Below are 23,150 nucleotides of genomic sequence, written 5' to 3' on the forward strand. Positions count from 1 at the left end.
TAGGGGGGATTCCTATGTTGAAAATTGGTGATTTAGTCAAGGGGCCGCAATTTCCTGAGATAGTGGAAATAAAGAAATGTGAAGCAATCGATGATACTTTTTATGTGATTGAAGCGATAGGGCGAAATTCGAATCAATTCTTTGAACTGTTAGTAGAAAAAGATGCATTTAATTCAATGGAGCGATTAAATACGCATGAATCCGAAAACCAACAATTAAGTTCGCAGGATATCCACCATTACTTGCTTTATAATGCAATGCAAAATGAAGCGATGTATGCGAAGACAAGGGCATTGGGAAATGCAAATGTCTTACCATTGCCACACCAAATTGAAGCAGTTTATGGACGAATGCTGCAAGTACCACAGGTCCGATTTTTATTGGCGGATGATCCAGGGGCAGGAAAGACGATAATGTCTGGTATGCTTATTAAGGAACTTAAAGCAAGACATAGTGTGGAAAGAATATTGATATTGGTTCCACCTCTTGTTTTAAAGCAATGGCAGGAAGAATTGCAGGAAAAATTCCAAGAGTCCTTCCATATTATTAATCGGTCCGTTGTGAATGAATATGGTGGGAAAAATCCATTTATAGCAAACAATCACTGCTTAGCTTCCGTTTATTGGGCCGCTAAGGATGATGTTAAACAGCTAATTAATGAGGCCCAATTCGATTTAATTATTGTTGATGAGGCCCACAAAATGGCCGCATATACACATGGAACAATAAAGAAAAAGACTACACGGACAAAGCTTTATCAATTGGGTGAAGTTATTTTAAGAAAAGCTCCAAATTGTTTATTACTTACTGCGACTCCTCACAAGGGAGATATGGAAAACTTCCGCCACCTGATGAGGCTCATTGATGAAGATATATTTTCAAGTACTGGAGTTAATGAAACTCTGAGAGAGAAAGGTAATCCATTTATTATAAGAAGATTAAAAGAGAATTTAGTGAATTTTGATGGCACACCGATTTTTCCAAAGCGGACAACTAAAACCATTCAATATCATTTAACAGATGAAGAGCTTGATCTATATGACGCTGTTACCGATTATGTAAGGGATCATTTCAATCGAGCCATGAATAACGGGAAAAACAGTACAGCTTTTGCCATGATGCTATTGCAACGCCGGTTAAGCTCTTCTATTGAAGCGATTCATTTGTCATTAGAGCGCCGTTACAAACGGTTAAAAAAGCTTTATCAGCAAACAGAGCAAGAACGGAATAAATATTTAAAGATGATTGAGAAATTGGATTTAGCTGAGTACAACGAGGAGTCTAACGAGCAGCAAGAGATGTTGGATAAAAGGCTCGAGCAGGCAATTGATATTATTGACACTAAAGAACTTGAGATAGAATTAAAAGAACTTAAACGTCTTTTGTCCAAAACCACATATCTTAAAAATTATACAATCGAAAGAAAATATCAAGAGCTTGAAGAAACATTATTTGGGATTGATGGGCTACTTCACCAGGGAGAGAAGATACTAATATTTACAGAAGCTGCGGATACATTACATTATTTGGAGCGAAAGTTAATAGAGCGGGTTCCTAAAATTGCAAAAATAGTCGGTAGTTTTTCCATGGATGAGCGCAGGCGGCAGGTTGAGATGTTTCGGAATGAATGTCAAATAATGATTGCTACAGATGCTGGTGGTGAATCCATTAACCTGCAGTTTTGTAATCAAATGATCAATTATGATATTCCCTGGAATCCAAATAAGTTGGAGCAGCGGATGGGGCGTATTCACCGTATTGGTCAAAAGAATGAAGTCTTTATCTTTAATTTAGTGGCACAAAATACCCGTGAAGGTCATGTAATGACCCGTCTGCTTGAAAAGATGGAAAAAATGAAAGAGGATTTAGGCTCGGATCTTGTTTACAATTTTATCGGAGAAGTTTTAGATGACTATTTTGACAGTTTATCATCTCTAATGCAAGATGCAATTTTACACCGAGAGAAGTTAGATGATGTTGTTTCAAAAATGGACAAAGCCATTTCAGAAGAAAACCTAAAACTGTTAAAAGTGCTGAAAGAAGAGCGACTGGATGAGGAAACAATTGATGTACCATCACTCAAGCGTGAACAAAGTGATATTACTGTTAGGAAGATTCCTTATCGTGTGCATGACTCCTTTGTAGATTATATTTTAAAAAAGCGAAATGTTCGTATTTTAGAATCAAATGAGGGCAAAGTGAAGCGAATCGAGCGTATTCCAAAGTTCCTTCGTGAATCATTTCCACAGTTAAATTTGAGTAATTCAGAAACTTACAGGTTTACAGGATACAAGGAATATGTTGAACCAGATATTCCATTGATACAAGAGGATAATCCAATTTATCAATTGGCTTTAGAAATGACAAAACTAGATAGTGGAAAACATGCGCTTGGTCGTTATATGGTTTCATATGATGTACCCGATCAGCTAAATATAGAAATATACAGTCTTTCCGTAAACGATGGAACCGGGAAGGAACTTCAAAATGCCCTCATTTATTTGGGAAAAAGACAGGACGGCACGATTATTCAATTAGACCCATACTGGTTGTCGCTAGGCAAATTTGAAGATCCATTAACTGAACTTAATGTTCTGCAAGACTCCGAAATGATGAAGAAAGCATTGGCTGCTGCGATTAAAGTAAGGGATAGTGTTCGTTCAAAGAGGGAAGTTCAGTTAAATAAATTATCGAACTACTTAACAAAAGCCTTTAATAGCCAATATAATGATACACTGTCCAAATTAGAAAAATATCAGATGGAGAATTTTGATAACAAAAATTCAGCGCTAATCAACCAAATGAATGCGCAACTCATTGATATAGATGCTAAGAAGGAAGAGCGTACAGCATTAATCGACCGTCAAAGAAACATTACCATGAAGCCTCCCAAGAGGATTATTCAATTGGAATTAATACCAACTGGAAGGTCCACCCGAGTTTTGGCAGCAGATTATCAACAGATCGTAGAGGATTACGATAAGCAAAATGGCCGCCAAAATGTTAAGATGTTTGATAATTTGGCATTAGTTGACTTCTACAGTGAACGATTCACTGGCGAGGAGAGATACATTATTGTCACTAATGACAGCGGCTTTACATTTACGGAAGAGCACTTGGAAGACTTAGGTGAAATTTTGGAGAAGGTCTACATTTATGTAGTACAGAATGGGCAAATAGTAGAGGAACGCTCGGTCAGGGAAGAAATGTTCTTATTCTAAAAATGGTTCTATTCGTTTCATAAAATTACTTAACGATACCATTTTTTAATGATTCAATAAATGGTCTTAAAAAAGCCTCCAATTTTAGGAGGCTTTAATTATTACCCGTTGCTATGGGTGATATCCAATTTTACTTGAATCCTGCCACGTTAATTAACAAATTCCTGACTTGACGCCCTATAGGGCAAAAAATATGAAATTTTTTCGAGGGGGAAGTAGTGTTATGAAAGTTATTTTTTCAAATCCTTCGGTGCCCACCCCCATCAGTAAAAGGTTAAGGACACAAGTTTCAAAAAGATACAGGTTAGTAGTGTTTCCAATACTTCTGTTGAAATATAGAATGAACGCTTATACATTATAGGATTCAATCATTCACAAGATAACACAGCTATAGAAGGGTACCTATGACATGATTAATGTACCAAATTCTTACCAATGATTGCATCTTTTGTTTAGGAGTGATGAAATAATAGGAATTATTTACATTAATAGTACCAATCATTGTGAAATTGACTAAAAGACCAAAGGACCAAAGATTTAAGAAACTTTTTTATAAAGCCAGTTGTTTGCGTGTAGTCCATTGATAGAAAGATAGTGAAAATAACACTTGTTAAAAATCTTAAGTCTTTTTGGTCCTTTTTAATTAAATATTGGTTAAACTGCTCAGTTTAATAGTTTTCTCAGTGACTTATGATGGACTTAAAAGTTGACCAAAGATTAAAATGGACCAAACATTTTACATAAATTGGTTTTGACATTTATTGCACTAGTGGTTTTGATACATGTGTCAGGAAAACAACCTAACTAACAAATAACCATAAAAGGGGATTGCATAAATGAATAAACTAGAAAAAGAGCTCCATTTGGTTGGAGCTTCAGAAGAAGAAAATCTTGAATGGGAATTAGTGCTAAGTGCTATGTGGCAAGAAGGAACGGTAACTAGTGAACAAGTTTCAATGGTTTGTGATTTGCTTAGTCTATCGAAAGACAATTTCAGTAAATTAATAGAAGCTCCTTCTGACACCATACAAGAAGCATTGAATAACTATGAGGATGACAAAATTACTAACTTAAGGAATATGATTAATATGATTACCGAACCTGCAATTAATGTATCAAGTGTGATTGCTACTGTCAATAAAGAACTGGAGCGATATAATGATCGGGTTGTATCGAATGCCAGAAACCTTGAAAAGATTTTCTCTTGTGAAATATTCCTTGGCGTACTTGCTTATAATGAATTTGCAGGTAGAGAAGTTATTAAGGGCGATTTACCATGGCGCAATAGGATGTATTCAGATGAACCATTTGAACCGTGGACAGATATGGATGACAGGCAATTACGACATTGGTTGGATAGAGAATTTGATATTCGTGGAAAAGATTTGATTAACAATGCTCTTAGCAATACAATGACAGAAAATCGCTTTCATCCAATCAAAGATTTCATCCAATCTGAGAAATGGGATGGGAAAGAACGAGTTGAAAGCATTTTTATTGAATATTTCGGTGCTGATGACAATAAATATACTCGATCAGTAACGCGTAAATGGTTTATAGCAGCAGTAAAGCGGGTATTCGAGCCAGGATGTAAATTTGACGAAATGATTGTTTTAAGAGGTGCCCAAGGTATCGGTAAATCCGAGTTGTGTACTCGATTGTCAGGAGGATATTTCGAGGATAACTTGGATAAATTCGACAGTAAGGAAGCTGGAGAGAAACTAAAGCGTGCTTGGATTATAGAGATGGCAGAAATGTCGCAATTTAAAAAGAAAGAGGTTGAAGAAATTAAAGGCTTTTTGTCCAGACGTTCTGACAACTTTCGTGAGGCATATTCACGTAATGTCCAGGAAAATCCACGTCATTCAGTTTTCATTGGAACTACCAATAAACATGAAATATTAACTGATAGTACAGGTAATCGTCGCTTTTGGATTGTTTCTTGCAATAAAGGTCAAGAAACCAAAAATGTATTTAACGATTTAACACCAGAAGAAATTGCCCAAATCTGGGCGGAAGCATATGAATTATATATAAGCGGCGAACCACTTAACTTGTCTGATGAAGTAGCTGAAATGGCAATGGAGGTTCAGGAACTTTATACAATAGAGGATCCACTTGAACAGACTATTCGAAATTATCTTGATCAGCATATCCATAGAAAAGAGTATGTTTGTGCAGGGGAAATTTGGGACAAGGCCCTTCTTAGGAGCAACGATATGTCGAAATGGGATTCTCATAATATAAGTGAGATACTCCAAAACCTAGGCTGGACAAAGGGTACAAGAAAAAATATACCAGACTACGGTAAATGTGTAGTTTTTAATCGACCAAAAGGCTATCCTAATCAAGATATTCCAGATTTGACCAAAATTGATTTAAATTTATTTAATCAATTAGATCTTGATTCTGATTACGAGCTTCAAGTGAATTAATCTAATTGTAGTTTATCTATATGTTGTGAATAAGTACATTTTCAGATTTTCATTAGTAATGTAAATCTGAAGTAATGTACTTATTTTTTCATATGGAAGAAAGGTATTAACTTTTATAATTCATTCAACTGCCTTCGGCTAGGCATTTTTTTAGACTACTTTAGGTTTAATTTCCGAGATATGTTGTGTATACCTAACTTGAAATGATAATAAAATTACCTATTTTTTCTATTGAAATAACTTAATGAAGTGGTTACTTTCCAACAGTAAATAAAGGAGGAAAGTAGCTATGGCAACCCTACATGGTCTATCAAATACAAGAATCCATAGTTTATGGCGGAAAATTAAAGATCGCTGCAACAACCCAAAGGCATCTAATTACAAGAATTATGGCGGTAGAGGCATTAAAATGTGTGAAGCATGGGGTAATGACTTTTTGAGCTTTTATAAATGGGCAATCGAAAATGGATATGAGGATCATTTGTCTATTGAGAGAATTGATGTAAACGGAAATTATGAGCCCTTAAACTGTAAATGGATTACTATGAATGAACAATGCCGGAATAAAAGGTCAACAAAATATGCGGTAATAAATGGTGAAAAAAAGCCGCTGATAGAATGGGCAGAACTTTATGGGATATCCTATAAAACTATTACTACTAGGTGGTACCGAGGATTACGTGGATGTGCTCTAATTGAACCATTAAGGAAGGTGAAGAATAATAATCATGCTTCATAAATGAAGGTTACAAAATTCCTTTAACTTACCGTTAAAAGTTGCATTTCTTTTTATAAGGTGTGCAGCTTTTTTTACTTATTGATTTGCATCGAAAAGGAAATTCAACTGAAAGGAAGGAAAATTATACCTAATTTCCGAATCTTAATATAGAGCGAAAATTATATATATATAGGAGGAAGGTAAGTTGAAAGCTCTCCCAATTAAACATCTCTCGGCAAGAGTGCCCTGGCATGATGATAAATGGAACGGTAATATATGTTGTAATGTTTTAGATAACTCCTTTTGCAGAATTTTGCCACGAGTTGATTCAGAAAAAGAACCAGATAAGGAAATACATAATGCTGGAAAAAAGATGTCAGAACTGGAACATCATGCCGTACCACCTTGTATTGCAGAGAAGGGAACATTTTTATCTAAATATGAATATATTCGTGAAATTAATCACGCTTGGCAAAAAATCAATCCGCTTTTTAGGGATTTTAAGCCCGGAGTTTATCAACATAAACCTTATTCTTTTAATGCTGTTCCGTTTTTATGGATGATGAAAGATAAATCTACTCATGAGTCTGAGAAGGCTAAACAGTACGATTTAGATTATGATCCTGAAAAAGAAGCAAATCTAGACCTTGGTTTTACCGAGAACATTGGGTCCAGCATCCCGATAATCAGAAGGAATTATTAAATTCATTTTTTGGATGTTTAAAGCCACATCAATCACTTGTCTTTTTCTATGCAAAGCATACACCTATTTCTGAACCAAATGAGCGGGTAATTGTTGGGGTAGCTAAGGTAAAGTATGTTGGAGAGTTGTTGAATTATCGCTATCCAGAGGGATATAAAGGACATACAAGTTTTATTTGGGACCGATGTATAGGACATACATTAACAGAAGATTCTCAGGACGGAATTCTCCTGCCATACCATGAAGTTCTTGCTTATCAAAAAGAAACACAGGTTGACTTAAATTATCGTGATTATATTGCACTTGCACCAGATCGTAGACAATTTTCATATGCATCCGAGTTAGTGGAACATGACACGGCTCTTGACGCGTTATTTAATATGGCTACTGCATTAAAAAATGCTTCCCAAATTTTAGAGTCTGATTTTACACGTGAGTTAAATTGGATTGATGACCGAATTGCGGAAATTTGGGATATGCGTGGAGCTTTCCCAGGTATGGGGCCTGTGCTAGCTGCACTTGGGTTTGAAAATGCCAATGCCATTGCCTGGGAGATAGAAAAATATATTTTACATAAGCATGGCGATTTATTAGCAGTAAATCCATGGGATATTTTTGAAAAAGAAATGACGAACCCTGGTAGTATATTAAAAGAAAAAGGGATGAATTTAATCACTCCAACGAATCGGCGATTGTGGAAATTGACTTCCAAGGAGAAAAAGGAATTTATTCTGCTATTAAGCCGAGCTCAAATGACAAATGAACAAGCGGCCTATGTAGTAAAGAATCATAACGAAAAAATAGGGTCCATCTCGCAAATTTTTGAAAACCCATATATTTTATATGAAAATACTCGGTTTATAGACAGTGGACTTTCCTTTCAACAAGTCGATAAAGCCATTCTTCCAGTTGAAAAGGTTCGTTTGGCATTTCCAGTTCCAAAGCCTGCTGAAATGGAAGATTTTCTGGATGAAAGACGTGTAAGAGCGCTTGAAGTAAACATTTTGGAACATGCAGCTTCTTTAGGCCATTCCCTTTTACCTGAGCAGGAAGTTTTGGAACGCATTGCCATTTTACCACTTGATCCGCCATGTCCAATAAACGAAGATATTTTGTCAGTGTACAGGGAACTTGACTTTTATAAAGAATCTATCATCCCTATTCAATCTAAAGATGAAAAATTAATCATCTACCATAAACTTAAGCGGCTTGTTGTTATCAAGAAGGTAATAAATACACGTATAAATAAAGAAATTATCTTAAAACGGACATTCTCTATCAAGCATGATTGGCTTTCTTTAATAAACAATTATCCTGTTTTTAGAGAGCGTGATGCAAAAAAGAATCCTACCGAAAAGGATCTTCTTGCCAGAAAAGAGAAAGCCGAAGCACTAAATATCTTGAGTAATTATCGATTTTCTGTATTAATAGGACCAGCTGGTTCAGGGAAAACAACCCTATTAAAGATCTTCGAAGAAATACCAGAAATTAAAGCAGGAGGAGTTTTAAAACTGGCTCCGACGGGAAAAGCAAGGGTGAAACTGGGGCATAATGCAAAAACGGTAGCCCAATTTCTATATACGCATAAGCGCTATGATGGTAAGACCGGTCATTATTTTATTAACCCTGAAGCAAGTAAATATACTGGATGCAGAACGGTTATTATTGATGAAGCCTCCATGCTATCAGAGGAACAATTGGCCGCTGTTTTTGATGCATTAGGAAGTGTTGAACGAATTATCCTTGTTGGAGACTACCGTCAGCTACCACCTATTGGTACTGGCAGGCCATTTATGGATATTGTTAAGCTCTTTCAACCTGAAAAATTTGAAGACGAAAATTTAAAAATGGCCCCTGCGTATGCAGAACTGATTCAAATCTTAAGACAAGATGATGCAGGAAACGTTACTGAAGATCGGATTGATGTAGTTCTGAGTAGGTGTTTTGGCGATCGTTTAAATAAGCATGATTTGGACAGATTTTATGAATTATATGCTCAAAAACAAGGTGGTGAGGATTTAACTCCCAATTTACGCTTAGTTAAGTGGTACGACAGTACGGACCTACATTCAAACCTGGGAAGGATTCTTAGAGAAGAACTTGAGTTAGAAGAGGCTCATGAGGAGCACGATTTTAATCTCCGAATTGGAGCAAAGGATGTTGGAGATTACCAATATTTCAATTCAGGTTTTGCTGAGAAGGAAATTGAAAACTGGCAGATCCTATCACCTATTAATGGATATGGTTATGGGGTTAAAGAGATTAATAAACATATTCAAACAAAGTATCGCAAGTCATTTATTGACCTTGCCTATAATATTCAGCCAGAGAATAGCAAATTCTTTGTAAAGCGGAAAGTGGCAAAGCCAAAAGGATCCGATAATATTGTTTACGGTGATAAAGTCATCAATCTTAAAAACACAGTTTGGGGGCCTGATCGTTGGATTAAACCAATGGAAAAGAAGGCAGTGGCCATGAATTATATCGCAAACGGTGAAATAGGTGTCCTTACAGGAGAATTTCGTGGGAAAAATAGTAATGGAAAAGGAGAGCCAAAGATTGAAATTTCTTTTTCAACGCAACCGGGTTACAGCTACGTATTCTTCCCCAATGAACTGAGCGAGGATGGCAATCAGCCAATGGAATTAGCTTATTGTATCAGTGTTCATAAGGCGCAGGGAAGCGGTTTTAAGAAGGTGTTCTTTATTCTGCCGGCATCAAGTCCAATATTATCGAGGGAATTGCTATATACTGCACTTACAAGACAAGAGGAAAAAATCATTATCCTGCATCAAGGTGATTTTGAAGATTTCTTACGTTTTACTTCGGATGAATTCTCCGAGACTGCGGGAAGATTGACAGACTTATTTTATTTGCCAAATATCAAGGAAATCAACAACAAACGTTTAGACAGTCGATATGTAAATGTTTCGGAACGCGGAGAATATATGATTTCGAAGAATGAAGTCATTATTGCTAATTGCCTCTATAAATATGAGAAACAAGGTGTTCTTACTTATGGCTATGAAAACAAACTAAAAATGAATGATGGACTTGAGTTAAAACCAGACTTTACAATCGATTACCTTCCAACTGGTCAAAAATTTTACTGGGAGCATCTAGGAATGATGACCCTCGAAAATTACCGTGAAAAATGGCAAAGAAAACTAAATGCTTATTTAAAAAGTGGGTTTGTACTCCATACAGAGGCAAGCCTGGAAGATGATAAGGTTCTAATTATTACAGAAGAAAATCCAAATGGCGGCATTAACTCTCAAAAAATTGATCAGCTTGTCAGGAACGTCATTTTAAATGAGGAATAATCCCTTTGTTAATTAAATTAGTTAAATTTTTTTAGAGTAAACATTATTGGAGGCAAGCCTGTTGGTTTGCCTCTTATCCTTTTACAGGTTTCGATAAAATTTCCTTTAAAATAACAGGAATATATTGCCGGAAAGTAGAAATAAATATAAGTTTGGTAGGTCAATGTGACTATTTTTAAAGGGGGAGTTTTGAATGGATTGGGAGTACCAGGATTTAAGTATAATTTAAAAGAAGTTAGCTGCCAATTTCCCGATTTATTGGGCAAAAGTCTTTGGTATTGTAAATGCTGGAGAAGTAGTTTTGCCAAATGGAATGCGGGTATCTAAGAATAATAGCTCTGAAATCAAAAAATTAAAATCAACTATTCAAAAATGGGAAAAAGACATCGATAAGTATCAAGATGAATTTGTTGACTCCTTTGAACTTGATTTATTTGATGATAGTAATGATGAAAAATATGAATTCCAGGAATTTAAAGATGTGTTTGCCGAAAAATTATGGACAGTAAAGGGAGCCTTAAGAACTCCAGATCCAGACTTGGATTTATATAAAAGTAAATTTCACCAAACTCCTGGTTCAGCTATTTTTAACACTGTGAAAGACATCTTGATTGAAACAGATAATTATATGAAGAACGTTGCTAACAGAGTTAACTTCAAAAAGGCCAAATCAATTGTCGATCTTAAATTGGAATTTTTAGATGAGGATAAGATGTTCCTTCCTGGTATTATCGGATTGGGGATTAGATCTGAACTTTTACATAGAATTTATCCAAGTCATTTTGCCATTATGACCAGACGTAGCGGCTGGGCAATGTATTATTTAACTGATGAATGCGATGAGTTCGTAATTGATGAAGAGAATGACGGTAAACATCGAACCTCATTTTATTGGGAGTACGAATATGATAGGTTTTCTATCTTGTGTAATTATATTTGTAATCTTCTTGAGGATAACTTAAGTAAGTACAATATTAGCATAAATCAAAAGAAACGCTTTGGTTATGTTAATTTATTTCTAAACGAAATTTTTCAGCAGCATAAGGAACAGGCAGATTTCTTAAATAAATGGAAGTTGGTGAGAGCTTAATGCAGGACATTCTCACCAAGCATTTTCCAGAAATTAAAAGTCTCCATGATTACCAGAATGATGTTATAAAAAGGATTTTAAACAAAGAAAATTCTTTGTGTATAGTTCCGACTGGGGGTGGAAAATCTTTAATATTTCAAATGGCTGCTTTAAAGCTGCCCGGTACTACAATTGTTATTTCTCCATTAAAGGCATTGATGGATGAGCAGGTTCAGGAGTTAAATGCTCGGAAGATTCCTGCCTTGTCATTAAATAGTGACTTATCGTTTGAAGAGCAGAGAAAATTGTTAAGATCATTAAAAAAAATGAATCCAAAACTTATCTATGTTTCCCCAGAAAGACTTTTTAATTATTTCTTTAGATCCGCTCTTTTGGCTTCAGGACTTAACATCTCAATGGTTACAATTGATGAAGCTCATTGCATAAGTCAATGGGGGATAGATTTTAGACCTGACTATGGAAACATTCGCCCGTTCATTGAATTTTTAAAAGAGAATGGGCATAATCCAACAATACTTGCCTTAACTGCAACACTTGGATTGAAAGCAAGAAAAGACATTAAAGCTGAATTTGAAATTGATTATGAAAAAGTAAATAACAATGTGATTAGAGATAATCTAAAACTTAATTTAAAAGAAGTTAGGTCTGAAGAAGATAAATGGGATGAACTGCTCCAATTCATTCAAGATAATAATTTAAAAAAGGCACTGGTCTATTTATATAGCCGAAAAAAGTGTGAAGAATTATCCTCTAACTTACCTGAGAGTGATTACTTTCATGCAAAATTGTCATATTCAGAGAAAAAAAGAGTTTTAGAGGAATTCAAATCTGGTAAGATTAAGGTTCTTTTTTCAACTACAGCTTTTGGAATGGGTATAAATATCCCAGATATAGATGGAGTAATTCATTATCAAATTCCAGAATCCATAGAGGAATACTATCAACATGTCGGCCGTGGAGCGAGAGACAAAAGAAAATGTCCAATTTGTCATTGTCTTATGCTCTGGTCAGAAACAAACTTTGACCGTAAAGCTGGCCGAATTCGTGGTAATACACTAACTCAAAAAGATCTTGAAAAAGGGTTTGAACACCTTGCTCTAACTAATAAAGCAGACAAAAAAACATATGTGAAATGGGAAGTTATTTATAATAATGATGGAAGTTGGGGAAGTGCAAATCTTTCGTTAGTTAAAAGAGTCTTTGAAAAACACGGCATCTGTGAAAATATTGGTGATGTTTATGGCTCACCACTTTCAATAAAATTAAAAAATAATACGAGTTTATGGACGGAAGTCTTAACAAAAATAAAACCAAGAAACCAATTCCTATTAGCCGAGAAAAGAACTGGCATACCACTGCAAAAGTTAATTGACCATGTTTTCGCAGAGGAGCTGAAAGGAAATGTTAGAACTCTGCCTGCAACAGAAAGAACATTATTTTTAAAAGGCTATCATAATAGCTTGCCTCAAGATAAATGTGAAGAAATAATCAATGAAAGTTTAGAAGTTGAAAAGTTTAAACTTGAACGTTTGTCAGAATTAAAAGGACTGTGCAGTGCAATGTATTTAGATGCATACATCGGGGATATTTTAGGGGTACCTTATTAATATATGCTCAGTTTCTAAAAGCAAGGGTTACAGATTAGTTACTATATGAATGAAGTTCTATATAAATATTGAAAGAAAAGACTATTTGCTTGGAGATAGTTTAAAAGGCTACATTATTTATTATTAATGGTCTGTATGATAAATTCAATGAAATTATTATTGTAGGCCAAGGACAATTACGACAGGTTAAGTACTAATAGTTTAATTCATTTTAGGAGGGTTAATAATGACGGCAAATGTGGAAAGTATGTTTTATGTAGGTGACATGCCCTGGCATAAAGCTGGCATTTCACTAAATCAGCCACCAGACACTAAGGCTGCTATAATTTATGCAGGTTTAGATTGGGAAGTAAACAAAGTGGATCTTTATACCGAATACGGAAGTAGAGTAAATAATTACTATGGAATAATAAGAAATGATAATCAGAAAGTATTAGGGGTAGTCGGGAAGGGATATAAGCCATTACAAAATAGTGATGCGTTTAATTTTTTTGATCCCCTGATAACAAGCAAATTTTTAGAATATGAAACTGCAGGGGCTATCGGGAATGGAGAAATTATTTGGATTTTAGCAAAAATAAAGGTAAATCCTACATTTGAGGTACATAAAGATGACTCTGTTAATAAATATTTACTTTTAAGTAATAGCCACGATGGCCAATCTGCAGTAAATATAAAATTCACACCAATTAGAGTTGTCTGTCAGAATACGCTAAATATTGCATTAAACGAAGGAGAAACAACAAAAATTAAACATATCACAAACATGCATCAAAAGCTTGTGGATGTACAAATTGCAGTGGAAAATATCAACAATGTTTATTTAAAAGTAGAGGAACATTTTAAAAAGATGGTGAATCATTCATTGAATGAAAAGAAAGCAATAGAGTATTTTAATAGTTTGTTTCCTATAATTGGTCTGAATGAAATTAAAACAGATAGCCAATTAGCTAAAAGGAATATAAATATTAATATTCAAAATCAATTGATGAAAAATTTTGAAGAAGGTTTTGGGGTTAAAGAACTAAAGATTGGAGGGACCCTTTGGGCAGCTTACAATGCTGTAACTCAATATGTTGACCACCCATCGGATTATAAATTGGGGGATAAAAAACTTTTGAAAAGGATTTGGTTCGGTGATGGTGAAGCAATAAAGAAGAAGGCATTTATTATGGCTCTGGATTCTATGAAATCTGCATAGCTCAAATATTGGGTCAGCTACTTGCAAAAGATGAGGGACTGACCCCGTGGAGGATTGTGAGGGGGAAATGGAGCACAATAAGAGATTAAAGAATGTTCGAAATGGTTTTTTGGGTGATGGAAAAATTCCTATTGCAATTGATACTGGTTTTGTAACCGCCGGTCATTCTTTAGCTAAATGGATGGCACAACAATTCAATTACAATTTTGATGAATATGATCAAGCGATTGACTCTGTTTATAACCAAACTCATGTTGGAGGTTCTGCTTTTCATCACCTGCTTGATGGACAACATACTGTTTGGGGTGCTTTTCGCGCTGTACAAAATGTTAAAGCGGATGATTCTTTTGTAACAGAGTTTTTACAAGCGGGAGAACATTTGTTAAGGGATGTTGCCTCTGTATCCGGTATTAATCCCTTTTTTTCATTAACATCTCATCAATTGGATGCGCTTTCGCAACTTGTCATGCCCTTTGGCATATCCAAACCTTTTTTAGTAGATGCCTTAACCGTTAATGGACCGGAATTACTGGGAGGGACAATTGCGATGTTATCGACTTTAATGGTTGGGAAAAAGAAAGACCCCGCCTGTTTGTCCAGACTTTCAGGTGCCTATCTTCTATCCTCTGTTGCCAGTGGTAATCCCGTTCTTTTTCCGGTAGCGGCAAGCAGCTTAGTGTATTCCATTGTAAAAAGCGATAGTAAAAAGGAAGTAATTTTTCAGGGAGGAAAAGGAGCGATTGTATCAGGTGGGGCGCTGCTTACGGGAAGTTTAGTCGGTGGTCCCGTGTGGATTGGATGTTTGGCTTCTGTTGCTGCTGCCATCAGTCTAAACTATGCCATTGATCAACCGGAAAAAACATTTTTGCGGGTAAAAGAATTAGTCAAACCAACTTCTTCTATTCTTCGGAAAGTATCTTTATCCATAAGGAGGTGAGAAATTTGTACATTCCATATAAAAAAGAAATCATAGGGTTGGAAGCATTTCGAATGGTTTTTTCTGATATTAAAAAAATAGATCCCGTAATGGGCGAAAACATTGAGCAATCTTTAAAAGCAGCCGTAAAGGAAAATCATGAACTCATATTAAAGGCTGTAACAAAAGAACAACTTCAGCTCGTTCTAATGAAAGAGCAGATTAGTATGCAGGCACAGAGCAGTCAGTATTTAACGATCACTGATGAAATTTCATTGAAGAAAAATAAACTGCTGGAATTTTTGCCTGAGGTGTATCACCGTTTTATGAATGAAATTGAGCAGAATGTGCTTCAATTTTTACAGCAAAAAAAAGCAGAGATGTTTAAAGAAATTGAACAAGATGGAACTTGGTACAGTGGACTTCGGGATACAACTAAAAAAAGCGGCCAGCTTGTGAATGGTGCCATAAACGGGATCAATTTGTTATCAAAGGAAATTCAAGGAAAAAAAGTGATTGATGAAACCTATCTTATTGATACCAAAACGATTGTGGAAATGGTTTTGGAAAAGCATCTTAGCAATCAAAAGGTTACGGATCGCGTGACAGGAATCTTTGAAAATGCCATACAAAGATATAAAGATGCATGGATCCGAAAGATTGCCGTCAATAGCCCGGATATCAAAAGGTTATCTGCCTTTTCTCTTACTCAGTCAGCAAAAGAGAATTTAACCATTGATTTTCATTACGGAGAAGCGGAAAAAGTTTTGGCAATGGGAATCAGCTCTGCAGTATTTGGTACCGTGGGGCTTGCAATGGGCTGGCACACACTGACTTACGCAATGTTTAATGTTTTTCCGCCAATCGCGATTTTTGCAGCGATTGCAACGGTATTGGTTGGTGTTTTAACAAAGGATAAGGCCATAGAAAAGAGGAAGCAGGATATTCAAGAGGTTGTTACAAGATACTACCATTTTTTTCTACAGCAGCTATATGTCCTGCCATTAGCTGAACTTAAAAATAAAAGCATATCTGAATACATAGAAAATAAAGGCTATGAGATAGTTGAACAAACCGTCAAAGAATGGGAAGAAAACTGCTTTGGAAAGTTGAAAGTGGAAGACTTTCGAAGGCTAAATAATGCGTTTATGAAGCATCTCATGTATGTGAATGAAGCAATTGAGCAACTAGAATAATAAATAAGCAGCAGACTCACCATTTTTTCAACAAGCTGAGACCATCAAGTATGATGGTTATTTTTTATTAATATATTCTCAACTGAATCAAACGAAAATTTTTCTAATACTGGATAAAGTAAAATAAAAAACAGAAAATGGTAAACCATTTTTTTGTAATTATCGACAATTTTAGATAAAAAATATGATAAAATTGTATCAGTTTAATTGTTATTTAATTGTTATTTGATAGTTAAATAGATATAAAGTCTCATTTTTTTTGACTATTTCTACTTATCTGTAAAGCCGAAACAGACTACTTTTAGGGAGTGGTAATACAAATGACAAAAAAGTCAGATGAAATCGAACAGGAGTTTGGGGGAGAGGACACGTCTATTCATGTGGAGGATATGGGTACAACAGACGAGCCTGTAAAAGGGTTTGTTGAAGAGGATGATTTTAATGATGACTCCGATATTTATGAATTTGATTTGAGTACTGATGAAAACGAGATGGAATCAGAATTCGATGAGTCTACTGAACATGATGAAGATAAATTGTTAACAGAAAAATTTGATGATGATTTTGCTTCAAAAATAGTTGAGGCAAACTCAGATGAAATCGATGACGATGAAGTTCCAGCTACCGATGAGATAAAAGAAACTGAGTTTAGTGATAGAGTAGTTACCGAGGAAGAAGAAGAGCTTGAAGATCTCGTGCTAAGTTTGACAGAAGGCCGGGAAATTGGGATTGACCTTGGAACAACTAATTCCGTTGTTACCTACTATGATGGCGGATCGGTAAAGACGTTAAAATTTGGATCTGAGTCCATTATTCCAAGTGCTGTTTATTTTGAAGAGCCGGACAAAATTGTGTTTGGCAAACAAGCTGTCAATAAGCGCGTAATAAACCCTGAAAGCGGAATTCGCTATTTCAAAAGAAAGCTGGGCGATTTGAAGGATCGCTATTTCCAAGTGAAATATCAAAAACTCAACTCTGAAAGCAAGCCCGTAGACTCCGACAAAGTTACATATGTGGTCGATACCAATGTGTTTATAGATGTTCCTGACTTAGTTAAGCAATTTAGGAATGAGGATACTATTTGCGTGCCTGTTACAGTATCAGAAGAATTAAACTATCATATTGAAACAAATCCGTCTACCAAGTTCCAGGCTGAAAAAGCTCTTGATTATTTACTCAAGCACAAAGATCGAGTTCGTTATGAGAATTCTGATTTAACATTATTGCCGGATGATTTTTTCAAAGGAACGACAATTAACGATAAAAATGATAACAAAATTCTGTCGATTGCTTTAAAGCTAAACAGTGAGAATCCCGTTTTGATAACAAACGATCGTGGATTGCGCCAAAAAGCCAATATTGTCAATGTCAAAACCCAAAACTATGATGAGTTTCGGTTAGAGATGACAATGAAACTGGAACCCTCGGAATCTACATTTAAAGTTTCCGCAGAAGAAGCAACACAATTGTTTTTACGTCACTTGCGCGAACGTGCCATGAAAGAATTAGGTAGTGTCACAAAAGCTGCGATTGGCATTCCAGCTTCTTTTACTCCGCAGCAGGAAGACGCAACTCGCCAGGCAGCGTATGCTGCGGGCTTTGACGAGGTCCGATTAATCCGAGAGCCTTTCGCAGCGGCGATTGCCTATGGATATGATTCCAGCATTGCGAAAAAAATCCTGGTTTATGACTGGGGTGGTGGTACGTTTGACGTTTCCATTATTGAGACGGAAGCAGATGGAAAATACAGAAACCTTGGTGATGACGGAGATGTAAAATTAGGCGGGGAAGATATAACCCGTACGATTGTTGATAAAATGATGGACATGCTAGAGGATGACCATGACATCATTTTGGATGAACCTGAATCCCTAGGCATAAGTGAAGAAGAGCATCAAAAAAATAAGGCGGCAATGTACAAAGCAGCAGAAGAGCTAAAGGTACAGCTGTCTGAATTTGATACGGCTCCTTTTCTTGTTTCATTATTCGTTGCTCCAGGCGAGAAACGGCCATTTGAATTTAATATTCAACGTAAATCATTTGAAACATGGATTGCAAAGTTCGTTCAACGCACACTGCAAAAGACATCCAATGCTTTGCAGAGAGCTGCCTTGCAATACAGCGACATTGACATCACAGTTCTTGCTGGAGGAACTTCGTTAATTCCTTATGTTCAGCAACAAGTGGAAGCTGCTTTTGGTTTTAAACCTAATTACGAAAAAAATGCAGCTTTAGTTATTGCCGAAGGTGCAGCGATCTACGCTGCCAGCGAGTTTGGGCGCAAAGGCGGCATTACTGATAAACCTGTCATCTTTGATAAAACCATGCATCATTTTGGTGTGCTAAAAAATAGAATTGATTTTCAGGTTGTCATTCCAAGCGGCTCTGAACTGCCCGCTCGTGAGACCGTTACGCTCATGCCATTGCATGATTATGCCGAAACGCTTGAAATTAATGTCTACCGCGGAGATGCAAGCAGCCGATGTCTATATACTACTGACGAAGATATGATGCATATTGAGAAATTAACCATTTCCAATATTCCGCCACGTGTGAGAACAGATGTTGATGTGGAAATTACCTTTGAAATGTCTAAAAAATATGGACTAAATGTTGCTGCAGAAGTAAAGGACAAAGTGACAGGCAAACTGTTATCACATGGACATATAACGAAACACAGTGCAAAGTAGCATTTAAGTTTTAGTTTAAAAAGGAGTTGCTTATATGACCGGTCAGTTAAAGAAAATCACATATGAGGGAATGCGTGAGGTTCTAAATAAAGGAAGAAAATTGTTTGAAAAAAGAGGGATTATTTTTATTCATACTCCGTTATTTTCAGATCCAGTAGTGGAACAGGAGCTTCCTGAAACAAAGGGACATATTATCGAACAAATGCATATCGAAAAAAATGAAATCCCAGCCCTTTATGAAAATGTAACGAATGGGACAATGTTTCAAAAGCTTGTCATTTCCATTATGAAAGAAGACACAATGGAATTATTGGGCAAACTTAAGGGGGTCCTTGATCAGGAATCAATACCTGAAGAAGTGAAAAGAAATATACAAATTATTCCAAAGTATGTTATTCAATTTCAAAAACGGCTACAAATGACCTTAAGAACATCATTTGATGAATGTAATGATGTCGCTGAAGTGCAGGAAAAGGCGAAAGATGTGCTAAAAAAAGCGTTTGGTGAAGGATTATTATCACATGTAATGCCCGCACTCCTCGAAGGCTTAAAGAGCAGTCCGAACTATTATAAATACCTGATTAACTTTTTTAATGAATTTATTGAGCAATATGGTATTTATACAAAGATCTACGAAGTCAATCAGGATGTAGATTATGATTATTTAGAACTCATTCCTGAAAATACCGATAATCAAGCTCTTCACGGAAAAATTGCTGATTTGGTAATGCTTCCATACTTCTTCAATGACCAGCGATACAGTGGCCAGGCACCTTTATGTGCAGGGCAATGTTACGTATGGAAATTTGATAAATAAAGAGGTGAGGACCATTGTCATTATATGTAGGCATTGATTTTGGTACATCCACTTTATATGTAACAAAGTGGGATGATGAGAAACAAATGGCTGTTCCTGTACCTAACTTAATCCCATCAGAATATGGCTCCAGTAACTATGTGGATAACGTCGTATATTACGAAGAATCCGGCAACTTGATTATGGGAAAAAAGGCTGTCAAGCATATTCTATTAGATCCTTGGAATGGTGTTAGTGAAATTAAACGACATTTGGATGATGATGGATGGTTCCGTGAAATAAGAGGCCAAAAGAAAATGGCTACAGAGATTATCACCGACATTTTTACATATATAAAAATGCGGGTAGAAACAATCTATGGAGGCAAAGAGATAACAGGTGCAGTCATCAGTGTCCCTTATGCATTTGAGCCTAAAGAGCGTAAGAAAATAGAAACAGCTGCTAGAAAAGCCGGTATACCAGTCTTAGCTTTAATAGAGGAACCAGTTGCCGCAGCGCTGTCAAGCGGATTATTTGATGAGTTGAAACCGGGCTCGAAAGAAACTGTTCTAATATTTGATTTAGGCGGCGGAACATTTGATGTAACATTATTTGATGCTATACTCGGTCTCGACGGAAACAAAAGTGTCATTGTGAAAAATACGGATGGGGATCGTCTTTTAGGTGGAGCAGATATCGATCAACTTATTGCCGATAAGTTTTTAGCAATGATGAATGTAGGCTCAGAGCTTCTGCATGATCCGAGATTTCAAAATGAACTTTTCGAAGAAGCTCGTCAAACTAAAATTGGATTATCAGACATGCAGGAATATGACATTTTTAAAAAGTTCGAAATAGTTGAGGAACCTTTAGAGAAAGTTATTACACGAAGCCAATTTGAAGGTTGGCTAATGGGAAGCTTTTTACACAAGATTGATAATGTACTTGATCGAGTATTAGAGGATGTATCTGTGAAAGTTTCAGAGGTCGATCAGATTATCCTTGTCGGTGGGACAAGCAATATTCCGGTGATTGCCAAGCGGGTTACAGACTTCTTTGGAAAACGACCGAAAATGATGGATGACCCAGGAGAATTAGTGGGAAAGGGAGCTGCTATTTATTGCGGAATTAGTGTAGGCAGTAGTGATGAAATCAATGTAATCCGCCGTTCCAGTCACGGATTCGGTGTTAGGATTACGAATAAAACGATTAAGCCAATCTTAATGCGTAATGAACTGTATGGTCAATATTCACCATTCTATGATTTTTCCATCCCAATAGATAAACAAAAAGGAAAAGTTGTCATTTACCAAGGCAATTCCCCCTTTGTTGAGCATTGCAGTGAAGCTGGTTATATAGTAGTTAACCAGCGTGATTATCCGAGTGGGGTGATTCGCTTGCAATTAAAAATGTCTGACAGCGGTTTGGTGTATTATAGGACGTTTGATGAAAAAAGTAAATTTGTAAGTGAGGGCGAATTGGCCCGAGTTTAAAATTTTGGAGGGAAGACTATGTCGGTGAAAGAATATACGGTTCTAAAGGATTTTTCCGTATCGATTATAAATAATAAAGGTAAAACATTTACAAAAAACTTTGAAACTGGAATAACTTTTAAAGTTGATCCTACCAAGAAATATAAACCTACAGTTGATGAATTAACAAGAAAAGGAAAAATCCAAGTCAAGATGGAAGAAGAAAATTTGCAACCAACAGACCATCATGAACAAGAGAAACCAAATGAACAACAAACTTCTAAACAACCCTTTTACCGAAATTTTTTAAGTGGTAGAGGTGACTCAAAAGAAGAAAGAGGAAATTCGGTGAAAATTGATCAAGAATTATTAAGATTAATAGACGGCATACTAGAGGAAAAGTTAAATGACAAGTTCGGCGAATTATATAATGGATATCAGACTTTAACCAACCAAAATCAAGATCTTAAAAGTGAGCTTGGCAAGCTGGCTAATCATGAAGAGTTTGTTAAAACGAACCAAAAGATTGATAGCATTACAAAGTTAGTTGAAAAGTATCCTCAGCCTATAACATTGAACGATTTAAATACATTTTTAAAGCCTGCTTTAGAGAGTATGCCAGAAACGACAAGAAATTTGGACGAAAAACTTCACCGGTTACCACGAAGAATTAAATCGGATTTTGAGGAAGTAATAGAAACCCAGAAGTCTTATATTGCATCTTCTGTTAACAAGAATTCTGAACGTGTGAATCAGATTTCTAATTCTATTAATTCTTCATTTTCACAAATGGATTCAAAAATAAGCCAGTTGCCAGGGAAAATTGGAGACACCGTTACACTGCAATTAGATGATACCTCTAAAAATATCAGCCGAATCAAATCATTGGTGAATGAGACAAAAGAAACAGTAGAGGAATTACAAGGTAAAACAACTGTTCTTGAAGATTTGAAAAGCAAGCTGGATAAAGTGAATATTACACAAAAGTTAGAGCCGTTTAATCATGAAGATGATGTCATCATTGAATTGTCAGAGCAAGCACAGCTCATTCTTGACCAATTAACATTGGCTTCACGCAATTATGTTGCTCAGAGCAAAGAAATTGAACGTTTAAAAGCAGAAAATGAAAAGCTTAAGCAAGAACACGAGCAGATTGAAGCAATGACAACGAAAAAAGTAGAACAACTTGTGAGAAAAGAAGTCACAAAACAAATGTTAACCGAATTTGCAGGAAAATTTACAAATTTAGATGACGTCTATTCTGACGAAAAACTAAAAGGAATACAAGCATTATTTACAAACCACGGATTAGTTCGAAGTGAAGAACTGAAGGTGGGCGAACAAATTCATATAACGAACGAAAATCGTAAAGATTATGAGCCAGTGGTTACTTTTGAGTATAAGCACGAAGGCTACTACTTAATTGAAGAATCACAATTTGTTTGGAAAGATACAAACATAGCCTTTAAAAAAGCAAAAGCTGTCAAAGCTCCTGAAAAGGAAGTTGTTGAAGAAACAAAGGAATCCGATGTAATGAATGAAATGTCAAACGAAGATGATGCAAGTACAAACAATAGTGTTGCAGAACATAAAGAGGAACTATTAAACAACAAAGCTATTGAAAATGAGCAGCCAGCTGAGGAGCAACCAGCTGAGGAACAACCAACTGAGCTGTCGGCCCCTCATTCAGAAAAAAATAATCAGGAATCTACTAATCAAGTAGACACAAATATTCACGTTAAGGAAGAAATAAAAATCAATTAATCTGACCGATATTGGGAT

The 23,150-nt window shown here is 35.9% G+C and carries 14 protein-coding genes; all 14 read left to right on the plus strand.

What is annotated here, in order from left to right; translation table 11 throughout:
* Positions 1-14 precede the first annotated feature (14 nt).
* The 14 genes from ACY8D0_RS04955 to ACY8D0_RS05020 all read left to right on the plus strand — a co-directional run bounded on the left by ACY8D0_RS04955 (position 15) and on the right by ACY8D0_RS05020 (position 23,132).
* A complete protein-coding gene (locus tag ACY8D0_RS04955; RefSeq protein ID WP_462409365.1) occupies positions 15-3,221 on the plus strand; it encodes a DEAD/DEAH box helicase in 3,207 nt (1,068 codons plus the stop codon).
* An 836-nt stretch (positions 3,222-4,057) separates the two neighbouring features.
* Positions 4,058-5,656, plus strand: coding sequence for a virulence-associated E family protein (locus ACY8D0_RS04960; protein ID WP_462409366.1), 1,599 nt, complete (start codon positions 4,058-4,060; stop codon positions 5,654-5,656).
* A gap of 289 nt (positions 5,657-5,945) precedes the next feature.
* Positions 5,946-6,395, plus strand: a complete 450-nt coding sequence (locus ACY8D0_RS04965) for a hypothetical protein (protein ID WP_462409367.1) — start codon at positions 5,946-5,948, stop codon at positions 6,393-6,395.
* Positions 6,396-6,579: 184 nt separating this feature from the next.
* A complete protein-coding gene (locus tag ACY8D0_RS04970) occupies positions 6,580-7,077 on the plus strand; it encodes a hypothetical protein (RefSeq protein ID WP_462409368.1) in 498 nt (165 codons plus the stop codon).
* Positions 7,078-7,205: 128 nt separating this feature from the next.
* Positions 7,206-10,400 carry an AAA family ATPase gene (locus ACY8D0_RS04975; RefSeq protein ID WP_462409369.1) on the plus strand — a complete coding sequence of 1,065 codons (3,195 nt, stop codon included), beginning with the start codon at positions 7,206-7,208 and terminating at the stop codon, positions 10,398-10,400.
* 301 nt (positions 10,401-10,701) lie between these two features.
* Positions 10,702-11,490 carry a hypothetical protein gene (locus tag ACY8D0_RS04980; protein WP_462409370.1) on the plus strand — a complete coding sequence of 263 codons (789 nt, stop codon included), beginning with the start codon at positions 10,702-10,704 and terminating at the stop codon, positions 11,488-11,490.
* A complete protein-coding gene (locus ACY8D0_RS04985) occupies positions 11,469-13,097 on the plus strand; it encodes a RecQ family ATP-dependent DNA helicase (protein WP_462409371.1) in 1,629 nt (542 codons plus the stop codon). The genes ACY8D0_RS04980 and ACY8D0_RS04985 overlap by 22 nt, the downstream gene beginning before the upstream one ends.
* A 226-nt stretch (positions 13,098-13,323) precedes the next feature.
* Positions 13,324-14,298, plus strand: a complete 975-nt coding sequence (locus ACY8D0_RS04990) for a DUF932 domain-containing protein (protein WP_462409372.1) — start codon at positions 13,324-13,326, stop codon at positions 14,296-14,298.
* Between the two features lie 67 nt (positions 14,299-14,365).
* Positions 14,366-15,235 (plus strand): hypothetical protein, encoded by an 870-nt coding sequence (locus ACY8D0_RS04995; protein ID WP_462409373.1) that lies wholly within the window; start codon positions 14,366-14,368, stop codon positions 15,233-15,235.
* 5 nt (positions 15,236-15,240) lie between these two features.
* A complete protein-coding gene (locus tag ACY8D0_RS05000; protein ID WP_462409374.1) occupies positions 15,241-16,410 on the plus strand; it encodes a hypothetical protein in 1,170 nt (389 codons plus the stop codon).
* 320 nt (positions 16,411-16,730) lie between these two features.
* Positions 16,731-19,100, plus strand: coding sequence for an Hsp70 family protein (locus ACY8D0_RS05005; RefSeq protein WP_462409375.1), 2,370 nt, complete (start codon positions 16,731-16,733; stop codon positions 19,098-19,100).
* 34 nt (positions 19,101-19,134) lie between these two features.
* A complete protein-coding gene (locus ACY8D0_RS05010; protein WP_462409376.1) occupies positions 19,135-19,917 on the plus strand; it encodes a hypothetical protein in 783 nt (260 codons plus the stop codon).
* Positions 19,918-19,931: 14 nt separating this feature from the next.
* Positions 19,932-21,389, plus strand: coding sequence for an Hsp70 family protein (locus tag ACY8D0_RS05015; RefSeq protein ID WP_462409377.1), 1,458 nt, complete (start codon positions 19,932-19,934; stop codon positions 21,387-21,389).
* A gap of 18 nt (positions 21,390-21,407) precedes the next feature.
* Positions 21,408-23,132: a hypothetical protein gene (locus tag ACY8D0_RS05020; protein ID WP_462409378.1), complete on the plus strand. Its 1,725-nt coding sequence runs from the start codon at positions 21,408-21,410 to the stop codon at positions 23,130-23,132.
* Positions 23,133-23,150: the final 18 nt, after the last annotated feature.

The sequence above is a fragment of the Neobacillus camarae genome, assembly GCF_054950115.1.

Excerpts from the sequence above, each read along its gene's own strand:
- ACY8D0_RS04955 (WP_462409365.1), top strand. The coding sequence starts at position 15 with ATGTTGAAAATTGGTGATTTAGTCAAGGGGCCGCAATTTCCTGAGATA.
- ACY8D0_RS04960 (WP_462409366.1), top strand. The coding sequence starts at position 4,058 with ATGAATAAACTAGAAAAAGAGCTCCATTTGGTTGGAGCTTCAGAAGAA.
- ACY8D0_RS04965 (WP_462409367.1), top strand. The coding sequence starts at position 5,946 with ATGGCAACCCTACATGGTCTATCAAATACAAGAATCCATAGTTTATGG.
- ACY8D0_RS04985 (WP_462409371.1), top strand. The coding sequence starts at position 11,469 with ATGGAAGTTGGTGAGAGCTTAATGCAGGACATTCTCACCAAGCATTTT.
- ACY8D0_RS04990 (WP_462409372.1), top strand. The coding sequence starts at position 13,324 with ATGACGGCAAATGTGGAAAGTATGTTTTATGTAGGTGACATGCCCTGG.
- ACY8D0_RS04995 (WP_462409373.1), top strand. The coding sequence starts at position 14,366 with ATGGAGCACAATAAGAGATTAAAGAATGTTCGAAATGGTTTTTTGGGT.
- ACY8D0_RS05005 (WP_462409375.1), top strand. The coding sequence starts at position 16,731 with ATGACAAAAAAGTCAGATGAAATCGAACAGGAGTTTGGGGGAGAGGAC.
- ACY8D0_RS05010 (WP_462409376.1), top strand. The coding sequence starts at position 19,135 with ATGACCGGTCAGTTAAAGAAAATCACATATGAGGGAATGCGTGAGGTT.
- ACY8D0_RS05020 (WP_462409378.1), top strand. The coding sequence starts at position 21,408 with ATGTCGGTGAAAGAATATACGGTTCTAAAGGATTTTTCCGTATCGATT.